The sequence below is a fragment of the Achromobacter sp. genome, assembly GCF_057314935.1.
In genome coordinates, this window is record NZ_DBHKZA010000132.1 from 1 (window position 1) to 9,171 (window position 9,171).

At 67.1% G+C, this 9,171-nt stretch carries 11 protein-coding genes; 8 read left to right on the forward strand and 3 right to left on the reverse strand.

The features are described 5' to 3' along the window. Together ACO6D5_RS28350 and ACO6D5_RS28355 are read right to left on the reverse strand one after the other, a co-directional pair. Window positions 1-815: NAD(P)-dependent oxidoreductase (locus tag ACO6D5_RS28350; protein WP_485827228.1), on the reverse strand; the 815-nt coding region annotated here is incomplete at its 3' end. Continuing rightward, complete coding sequence (locus tag ACO6D5_RS28355; protein WP_008163645.1) at window positions 812-1,225, reverse strand: carboxymuconolactone decarboxylase family protein; 414 nt, start codon at window positions 1,223-1,225, stop codon at window positions 812-814. The genes ACO6D5_RS28350 and ACO6D5_RS28355, both read right to left, overlap by 4 nt. 206 nt (window positions 1,226-1,431) lie before the next feature. Here ACO6D5_RS28355 and ACO6D5_RS28360 point away from each other — a divergent pair, with 206 nt between their 5' ends. The 8 genes from ACO6D5_RS28360 to ACO6D5_RS28395 all read left to right on the forward strand — a co-directional run bounded on the left by ACO6D5_RS28360 (window position 1,432) and on the right by ACO6D5_RS28395 (window position 8,792). Next, window positions 1,432-2,652 carry an ABC transporter substrate-binding protein gene (locus tag ACO6D5_RS28360; RefSeq protein ID WP_315527097.1) on the forward strand — a complete coding sequence of 407 codons (1,221 nt, stop codon included), beginning with the start codon at window positions 1,432-1,434 and terminating at the stop codon, window positions 2,650-2,652. 27 nt (window positions 2,653-2,679) lie between these two features. Next, a complete protein-coding gene (locus tag ACO6D5_RS28365) occupies window positions 2,680-3,540 on the forward strand; it encodes an ABC transporter permease subunit (RefSeq protein WP_315527098.1) in 861 nt (286 codons plus the stop codon). Window positions 3,541-3,545: 5 nt separating this feature from the next. Continuing rightward, window positions 3,546-4,514 (forward strand): ABC transporter permease subunit, encoded by a 969-nt coding sequence (locus ACO6D5_RS28370; protein WP_315527099.1) that lies wholly within the window; start codon window positions 3,546-3,548, stop codon window positions 4,512-4,514. Then, complete coding sequence (locus ACO6D5_RS28375; protein ID WP_315527100.1) at window positions 4,507-5,247, forward strand: ATP-binding cassette domain-containing protein; 741 nt, start codon at window positions 4,507-4,509, stop codon at window positions 5,245-5,247. The genes ACO6D5_RS28370 and ACO6D5_RS28375 overlap by 8 nt, the downstream gene beginning before the upstream one ends. Continuing rightward, window positions 5,244-5,957 (forward strand): ABC transporter ATP-binding protein, encoded by a 714-nt coding sequence (locus ACO6D5_RS28380; protein ID WP_485827229.1) that lies wholly within the window; start codon window positions 5,244-5,246, stop codon window positions 5,955-5,957. The genes ACO6D5_RS28375 and ACO6D5_RS28380 overlap by 4 nt, the downstream gene beginning before the upstream one ends. A 117-nt stretch (window positions 5,958-6,074) precedes the next feature. After that, the gene (locus ACO6D5_RS28385) at window positions 6,075-6,818 is read left to right on the forward strand and encodes a GntR family transcriptional regulator (protein ID WP_485827230.1); all 744 of its coding nucleotides are present in this window, start codon (window positions 6,075-6,077) and stop codon (window positions 6,816-6,818) included. Next, window positions 6,763-7,995: an alpha/beta fold hydrolase gene (locus ACO6D5_RS28390; RefSeq protein WP_485827231.1), complete on the forward strand. Its 1,233-nt coding sequence runs from the start codon at window positions 6,763-6,765 to the stop codon at window positions 7,993-7,995. The genes ACO6D5_RS28385 and ACO6D5_RS28390 overlap by 56 nt, the downstream gene beginning before the upstream one ends. Further along, window positions 7,992-8,792 carry an N-acyl homoserine lactonase family protein gene (locus tag ACO6D5_RS28395; protein ID WP_485827232.1) on the forward strand — a complete coding sequence of 267 codons (801 nt, stop codon included), beginning with the start codon at window positions 7,992-7,994 and terminating at the stop codon, window positions 8,790-8,792. Before ACO6D5_RS28390 ends, ACO6D5_RS28395 begins: the two co-directional genes overlap by 4 nt. Window positions 8,793-8,796: 4 nt before the next feature. Here ACO6D5_RS28395 and ACO6D5_RS28400 read toward each other — a convergent pair. Continuing rightward, window positions 8,797-9,171 (reverse strand): hypothetical protein (locus ACO6D5_RS28400; RefSeq protein WP_485827233.1); only part of this gene is annotated, 375 nt, incomplete at its 5' end.

Genomic DNA, 9,171 nt, shown 5'->3' on the forward strand with positions numbered 1-9,171 from the left:
GCCCACAACTCTCGGCACAGCGACGCGAATGGCGTGGGCGTGCCGGTATCGGTGGCGATGCCCAGCGCGATGCCCAGGTCCTTGACCATCAGGTCCAGGCCGAAACCGGAATTGAATTCGCGCGACAGCACGAACTGCTTGAACTTCTTCTGCGTGGAATTGTTCATGCCCGTCGACGCGTTCAGCACATCCACGATCACATTGGGATCCAGGCCGAATTGCTGGCCGATGAGCATGGCTTCGACGCCGATCAGGAAGCCGCCCGCCGACACCAGGTTGTTCAGCGCCTTCATGGCATGGGCGCTGCCCACGTCGCCCACGGCGGTGATCGACGTGCCCATGGCGGACAGCGCGGGGCGCACGCGCTCCAGCGTGGCGGCCGGGCCGCCGAACATGATCGCCAGTTCGCCGGTGCGCGCGCGAGGCACGCCGCCCGACACGGGCGCATCCACCATCTGGCTGCCGGCGGCGGCGACCGCCTGGGCCAGCCGCTGCGTATGCGAGGGCACGCCCGAGCTCATCTCCACCACGACGCTGCCCGGGCGCAGGCCCGCCAGCACGCCGTGTTCACCGCCCAGCACCTGTTCCACGATGGCGCTGGTAGGCAGCATCGTGAAGACGATGTCGGATTGCACCGCCAGCCCGGCGCAGGTGGCGGCGGCCTGGCCGCCCACTTCCTTCGCGAATTTTTCGGCCTGGCCCGGCACGGCGTCAAACACCGTCACGGCATAGCCCGCCTGCGCGAGGCGAGCCGCCATCGGCCAGCCCATGCTTCCGATGCCGACCAAGCCCACGCGTTCTTGCGGTGCGCTCATGCTTGCTGCTCCTTGAAGGCGCCCTCTTCTTCCAGCACCTGATTGGCCACCTTGAAGGCGTCCAGGCCCGCGGGAATGCCGCAATACACGGTGGCCTGCAGCAGGATTTCCTTGATCTCTTCAACCGTCACGCCGTTGTTCAGCGCGCCTTTGACGTGCAGCTTGATTTCGGCCGGGCGGTTCAGCGCGGTCAGCATGGCCAGGTTCAGCATGCTGCGCGTCTTCTTCTCCAAGCCCGGGCGGCCCCAGGTGTAGCCCCAGCACCATTCGGTCGTGATGTGCTGGAACGCCATCATGAAATCGTTGGCGCGGGCCAGCGAGCCGTCCACGTATTCGGTGCCCAGCACTTCGCGGCGCAGGTTCAGGCCTTGGTCGAACAGGGCTTGGGTTTCGGATTTGATGTCTGCCATGGGTTCCTCGTTAATGATGGGTGACGGGCGTCGAATCGGGCTTCTGCTCGATTTATTTTGTCTGATTGTCAGGCAATCATCGCCAGAACGTCAATAGTCGGATTGTCGGACAATCTGCTTGACTGCTTAAAAAATGAACACAATAATGCGGCAACGCGCCGGGCTGGCTGCCGTGCGCCCATACCCACAAAAGCCAGGAGACAAGCATGAAAAGCAACCCCAAGCAGGCCGTGCGCCACGGGCGCCGGGAATTTGTCGCCGGACTGGGTGCGGCCGCGCTGGCGGCCACCCTGCCCGCCCGCGCGCTGGCCGCGCCGGCCGAGATCAATGTCGGCGTGATCCTGCCGCTGTCGGGCGCCAACGCGCAGTTCGGCATCAATTCGCGGCAGGGGCTGGAGCTGGCCGCGGATGAGGTCAACGCGGCGGGCGGCATCAAGTCGTTGGGCGGCGCCAAGCTCAAGCTGATCATCGCGGACGCCACCTCGCAGCCCACCACCGCCGCCACGGTCGCCCAGCGCCTGATCACGCAGAACCGCTGCGTGGCCCTGATCGGCGCTTATGCCTCGTCGCTGACGCTGGCCGTGTCCGAAGTGACCGAACGCCGCGGCATCCCGCTGCTGACGATGTCATTCTCCGACGTGCTGACCGAGCGCGGCTTCAAACACATCTTCCAGGTGGTGTCCAAGGGTTCGGTGCTGGGAAAGGCGCAATACGACTACGCGGCATCCGTCGTCGCGGGCGCCTCCGACATCAAGAAGATCGCACTGCTGTACGAAGACACGGCCTACGGCACCTCGCAGGCCGTGGGCGTGCGCAATGCGGCCAAGGCCGCCGGCGCTCAGATCGTGCTGGACGAGGCCTACCCGCTGGGCATCACCGACGTCACGCCGCTGATCAGCAAGCTGCGGGCCTCGGACGCCCAGATCGTGTTCCCGATTTCCTATCTGAACGACAGCCTGCTGATCATCCGCGTGATGCGCCAGCAACGGCTGACGGTGCCGATCGTGGGCGGCGCGGCGGGCTACGTGATCCCGGACTTCGCGAAGGCGCTGGGCCAGTATTCACAGGCCGTGCTGTCGATCGCCCCGGCCAACTACGACCAGGCGCCGGAATACACCGAGCGCTACCGCAAGCGCTTCGGCACCTTCATGCCGCACGAGGCCCTGGAACACGCCGTATGCGCCGGCGTGCTGGCCCAAGCCCTGGAGGTGGCGGCGTCCGACAAACCCGAGGCCGTATCGAAAGCGTTGCGCGCGCAGAAGTACGACCAGGGCTGGGCCGGCGTGATGTCGGGCGGCGGCGTGCATTTCGATGCCAACGGCCTGAACACCCTGGCTCAACCCGTCATGGTCCAGTGGCAGAACAACGAGCTGGTGTCGGTGTGGCCGCAGGCGCTGGCCAAGGGCCGCGTCATCAGCGCCAGCTGAGCGCGCGGCGCGAACCGGAGGACTGTCATGCAATTCTTGCAGGCGCTGGTGGACGGCATTCTGCTGGGCGGCGTGTACGCGGTCATCTCGATCGGGCTCACGCTCGTCTTCGGGGTGGTCTCCATCGTCAACTTCGCCCAGGCCGAGTTCCTGATGGTGGGCATGTTCGTGGCGTACTTCGCCTGGAAGCTGCTGGGGCTGGACCCGCTCGTGGGGTCGCTGCTGTCGTTCGCGGTGGCCTTCGTGCTGGGCGTGCTGACGCAGAAGTTCCTGATCGACCGGGTGCTGAAGGCGCCGGCGGTGGCGCAGATCTTCCTGACGGTGGGCCTGCTCATCGTGATGGAAAACCTGGCCCTGATCCTGTTCGGATCGGAGTTCCGCTCGGTGCAGACGCCCTATCAGATGACGGCGCTTTCAGTCGGCCCGATCCTGCTGAGCGCGCCCTATCTGCTGGCCTTCACGGTGGCGTCTGTCGCCGGACTGACGCTGTGGTGGGTGCTGAAGAAAACCTGGTGGGGCATGGCCGTGCGCGCGACCGCCCAGGACCCGATGGCCGCCCGGCTGTCGGGCATTTCCACCCACCGCGTGCATCAGCTTGCCTTCGGGCTGGGCGTGGGGCTGACGGCCCTGGGCGGCGGCATCATCCTGCCCTACCTGACGGCCTCCACCACCGTCGGCGCGCAGTTCAGCGTGTTGATGTTCACCGCGGTGGTGCTGGGCGGGTTGGGCAGCGTGATGGGCGCGGTGGTGGGCGGGGTGGCCGTCGGCGTGATCCAGTCGCTGTCCTCGCTGGTGCTGCCCATGCAGCTGCAGAACCTGGTGCTGTTCGCCATCTTCATCCTTGTCCTGGCCGTGCGCCCGGAAGGTCTCTTGAAAAGGGCTGCGTGATGGCCATGACTCGACAATCCCTGCCCTGGGCCGCGCTTTTCGCCATTGCGCTGGCCGCCCCCTGGCTGATGGAAGACCAGGGCTACGGCATCCGCGTCCTGACGCTGGTGCTCCTGTTTGCCGCCATGGGCCAATCCTGGAACATCGTGGGCGGGCTGGCCAACCAGATATCGCTCGGGCATGCGGCCTTCTTCGGCCTGGGCGCCTACACGTCGACCCTGCTGCTGATGCGCTACGGCATTTCGCCCTGGCTGGGCATCGTGGCCGCAATGGCGGTGGCGGCCGTGGCCGGCGCGCTGCTCAGCCTGCCCACCATGCGGCTGCGCGGCCATTACTTCGCGCTGGCCACGCTGGCGTTCGGCGAAGTGCTGCGCGCCATCGCCAATACCTGGGCGTCGGTGACGGGCGGGCCGGTCGGCTTGTCCATTCCGTTCTCGGAAGGCGTGGCGCAGATGCAGTTCAAGTCCAGCATCCCCTACTACTACCTGATGCTGGGCGCCGCGCTGGTCACGTCGGTCGTCTTCGCGCTGATCAGCCATTCGCGCCTGGGCTACCGGCTGCGCGCCGTGAAGGCCAATCCGCAGGCCGCCGAGGTGATCGGCGTGAACACCGCGCAAACGCGCATCCTGGCCGCCGTGATCTCGGCCGCGCTGATGGGCGCCTGCGGCACGCTGTACGCGCAGTTCATCTACTTCTTCGACCCGGACACCGTGTTCTCGCTGGTGGGCATCTCGGTGCGCGTGGCGCTGATCTGCATCATCGGCGGCGTGGGCACCGTGGCCGGCCCGCTGATCGGCGCGCTGGTCATCATCCCGCTGGAAGAAGTGTTCAACGACTGGCTGTCCGGGCACACCGCGGGCGTATCGCAGCTGGCGTTCGGACTGATCCTGATCGCCATCATCCTGATCGAGCCGCGCGGCCTGTCGGCGCTGTGGACGCGGCTGCGCACCCTGACGCGGGGCCACCATGCCTGACATCCTGAAGGTTTCGAACATCCAGCGGCGCTTTGGCGGCCTGAAAGCGGTGGACGACGTGTCGTTCAGCGTGGCACGCGGCGACATCCTGGGCCTGATCGGCCCCAACGGCGCCGGCAAGACCACGCTATTCAACCTGCTGGTTGGCCTGTACGCCAGCCAGGGCGGGCGCATCGAACTGGAAGGCGAGGACGTCAGCGGCTTGCGCCCCCACCAGATCGCCGCCCGCGGCATGACCAAGACGTTCCAGAACGTGGCGCTGTTTCCTGAGATGACCGTGCTGGACAACGTGCTGGTCGGCGGCCTGCTGCGCCACGACGTGCCGCGGGCGCGCCAGGTCGCCCGCGACAACCTGGACCGTGTCGGCCTGTCCGCCATCGCCGCCAAGCCGGCCGGCGAACTGTCCTTTCCCGAGCAGGCCCGGGTGGAGCTGGCCCGCGCGCTGTGCACCGATCCCAAGGTCTTCCTGCTGGACGAGGTGATGGCGGCGCTGAACGAATCCGAAATGGACGCGCTGCTGGACCTGATCCGCGCGCTGCGCGACGAATCCGGCATCACCTTCATCGTGGTGGAGCACCACATGCGCGCCATCATGCGGTTGTGCAACCGCATCCTGGTACTGTCCTTCGGCCAGAAAATCGCCGAAGGCAGCCCGGCGGACATCGCGGCCGACCCGACGGTGATCGAGGTTTATCTGGGCAAATCCATGGAACAGGTGGAGGTGACCGCATGAGCCTGCTGCAGATCCAGGGGCTGACCGCCTCCTACGACCGCAGCCCGGTGCTGCACGAGGTCTCGCTGGACGTGCCCGAAGGCGGGTTCATCGCGGTCGTCGGCGCCAACACCGCAGGCAAAAGCACGCTGCTGCGCTGCATCTCGGGGCTGCTGGACAAGGTCAGCGGCAGCATCGCCTTCGACGGCCAAGACATCCTGCGCCTGCCGCCGCACCGCATCCCGGAGCTGGGCATCGCCCACGTCCCCGAAGGCCGCCACGTCTTCCCGGAAATGACGGTAGAGGAAAACCTGTACCTGGGCGGCTATACCCGCCGCCAGGACGCGGCCGGCCTCAAACACAGCTGCGACCGCGTCTACGCCCTCTTCCCCCGCCTGCGCGAACGGCGCCGTCAACAGGCCGGCACATTGTCCGGCGGCGAACAGCAGATGGTGGCCTTCGGCCGCGCGCTGATGCTCGAACCCCGCCTCTTGCTGCTGGACGAGCCCAGCCACGGCCTGGCGCCCAAGATCGTCGAGGAAATGCACCAGGCCATGATCGACATCCACCGCAGCGGCCTGACCATCCTGCTGGTGGAACAGAACACCCGGCTGGCCCTGTCGGTCGCCGACCACGCCTACGTGCTGCAATCCGGGACGATGGTGCTGTCCGGGCCCAGCAACGCGCTGCTGGAAGACAGCCGCGTGCGCGCCGCCTACCTCGGGCTATAGCGATGGCCTGCCGGCGGGATATATTGCGTCTTTACGTTGAACCGGCGGTTCGCCGCAGCCGGGCCAAAAGCCCCTGCTGCCGCTCGCGCCCGCCGTTACGCTAAGCGAGAGACAGCCATGCCCACCCCCCCCGGCGCAGTATTCGAAAAACCGACCACCTTGCGCACCCGCGTCGAGGAATTCCTGCGCACGTCCATCATGGACGGGCGCATCAAGGGCGGTGAACGCCTGCGCGAAGCCGAACTGTGCGAACAGCTGAGCATCAGCCGCAGCACGCTGCGCGAAGCGCTGCGCACCCTGGAAGCCGAACGCCTGATCTCCATCGAGCCGCACCGCGGCCCGACGGTGGTGCGCATCACCGAAAAGGCGGCCCGCGACCTGTATTCCCTGCGCGCCCTGTTGGAAGGCTTTGCCGCGCATGAATTCGCGCGGCTGGCCAGCGACCCGGACGTCGAACGGCTGCGCAAGGCCGTGGATGCGCTGCGCCGCCAGGCCAAGGGCAGCAACAAATCGGCATTGCTGGCGGCCAAGCGCGACTTCTACGACGTGTTGCTGTCGGGCTGTGACAACGATCTGATCAAGGACATGCTGCCCGGCTTGCTGTCGCGCATCAACCTGCTGCGCGCGACCTCGTTCGCGCGCCCCGAACGGCTGCCGGAAAGCATGGCCGAAATCGACCACATCTTCGAGCGCATCCATGCTCGGGATCCACAAGGCGCCCAAGCGGCCGCACAGAGCCATATCGTGAACGCGGAACGCACCGCGCTCGAGGTGCTCAGGCGCCAACAAGAGGAGGCATCCGCAAGTGAAGGCGATCGTCCAGGAACTGAGGGCCGCGGCGGCCCTGGCGCAGCAGGATAGCGAATTCATCTCCGCAGCCAGAGGCCTGCCGTGCGCCATCTGGCTGCAAGTCGGCGCGGACCCGGAAGACCGGGTCACTGCCTGGGCGGGCCAGCCCGCCGCCCCCTCGCAATGCCTCGTCATCAGCGCTGCGCCCGATACCTGGCGCAAGCTGCTGGAACCCGCCCCGCCTCCGGGCTACCACTCGTTCACCGCCGCGCATCGCCTGGCCCAGGGCCTGCGCGTCAAGGGCGATGCCCTGGCCATCGCCCAGGCCCTGCATCCCCTGGAACGGCTGTTCGAAATCCTGCGCGGCCAGGTCCACGCCGCCCCCGCCCTGCTGGACCGCAGCGCCATCGTCGGCCACTACGTCAACCTGGACCTGGGCGCGACGTCTGCCTCCCTCTACTATGAAACCAGCGGCCTGGCCGACGGCCCGCCGCTACTGATGCTGCATACCGCCGGCGCCGATTCACGCCAATACCATGCGCTGATGGCGGACCCCGGCCTGCGCCGCCAATGGCGCATGATCGCCTTCGACATGCCCGGCCACGGCCGCAGCATGCCGCTGCCCGGCCAGGCCTGGACCGAAACAGGCCTGACCCGCGACGCCTATCTGCAGACCTGCCTGGCCGTCATCCGCCAGGTCGCCTGCGCCCCCGCCGTCTTGCTGGGCTGTTCGATGGGCGCCGCAATGGCGCTCGTGACCGCCGCCCGCAGTCCGGACAACGTGGCGGGCGTGGTGGCGCTGGAAGCCCCCTGGAAGGCCACGGGCCGGCGCACGCCCATGCTGTGCCATCCCCAAGTCAACCAGGCGGCGCACAACCCGGCCTACGTGCGCGGGCTGATGGGCCCCGCGGCCACGCTGGCGGCGCGCCGCGATGCCGCGTGGATCTACGCGCAAGGCGGCTTCAACGTCTACGCCAACGACCTCTGGTTCTACAGCGAAGATTTCGACGCCGCCGAACACTTGGCCGGCCTGGATACCCGGCGCTTCGGCGTGTCGCTCCTGACCGGCGCCTACGACTACTCCGCCAGCCCCGAAGACAGCCGCCGCGTCGCCGCGCAGATTCCGGGCGCGCGCTTTACCGCCATGCCTGAACTTGGCCACTTTCCCATGGTGGAGAACCCGCAACGCCTGCTGGACTACCTGAAGCCCGAACTCGAATACATCCGCACCGCCCGGGGAATCGCATGATGCTACCGAACCACGAAGTCTATGCCTTGCGCTACGCCACGGTCGCGCGCCGCCGTGGCCAGAATTTCATCACCCCGCCCGACCCGCACGACGGACCCATGCCGATGGATTATTTCGTCTGGGTCATCCGGCACGGCGCCCACGTCTGGCTGGTCGACACCGGTTTCAACGAGGCCGCCGCCCGCGCGCGCGGCCGCGAATTCCTGCGCTGCCCCATCGACGCCTTGAAGACGCTGGGCATCTCCGCCGCCGACATCCAGGACGTCATCGTCACCCACCTGCACTACGACCACGCCGGCAACCTGCGCAAGCTGCCGCACGCCCGGCTGCACCTGCAGGAAAGCGAACTGCATTACGCCTGCGGCTGCAACATGCGCTTCGACATGCTGCGCCACGCCTACGCGGTCGAAGACGTGGTCGACGTGGTGCGCGGGGTCTATGACAAGCGGGTGGATTTCTATCATGGCCACGACGAGCTCGCGCCCGGCCTGCAACTGCTGCACATCGGCGGCCACACGCAAGGCCTGCAGGCCGTGCGCGTGCATACGGCGCGCGGCTGGATCGTGCTGGCGTCCGACGCCAGCCATTACTACGACAACATGGGGCTGGATGCCCCGTTCCCCATCGTGCTGAATGTGGCCGACATGCTGGCAGGCTATGAAACGCTGCTCAAGCACGCAGAGTCGCCGGACCACATCGTGCCCGGCCACGACCCGCTGGTCCGAGGCCGGTATCCGGCATTCAGGGATGGCGACACGGAAGTGGTGGCGCTGCACCTGCCCGCCGCCCCGCGCTGACCGTCTACAGCGAGTAGCGGTAGTCGCAGTTCAGGGTCGCCTTGAGCGGGGCGTCCGTCTGCACGCCTGAGGCAGAACGGGGCCGCGGCGCCGTCAGCCTGGCCTGGAACTTGCCAGTGATTTCCCCGTCCGCGTTCTTGTCCACCGCCACGCTGGAAGGCAACGCGTAAAGCGTCAGCGCCGTGCCCGCGGACGGCACCAGCAGCGTGAACACCGATTGCCGGAAATCCTCCACCACGTAGCTGTTGGCGGCGGTGTCCGAATTGAAGGTCAGGTCGGCGTCGAAATAGCTCAGCTTGACGCTCAGGTCTTCCGACGACGGCGAGGGGATCACCCCTTTCAACGCCACCTTGCCGCTTTCCGAGACGCAGGACAGTTC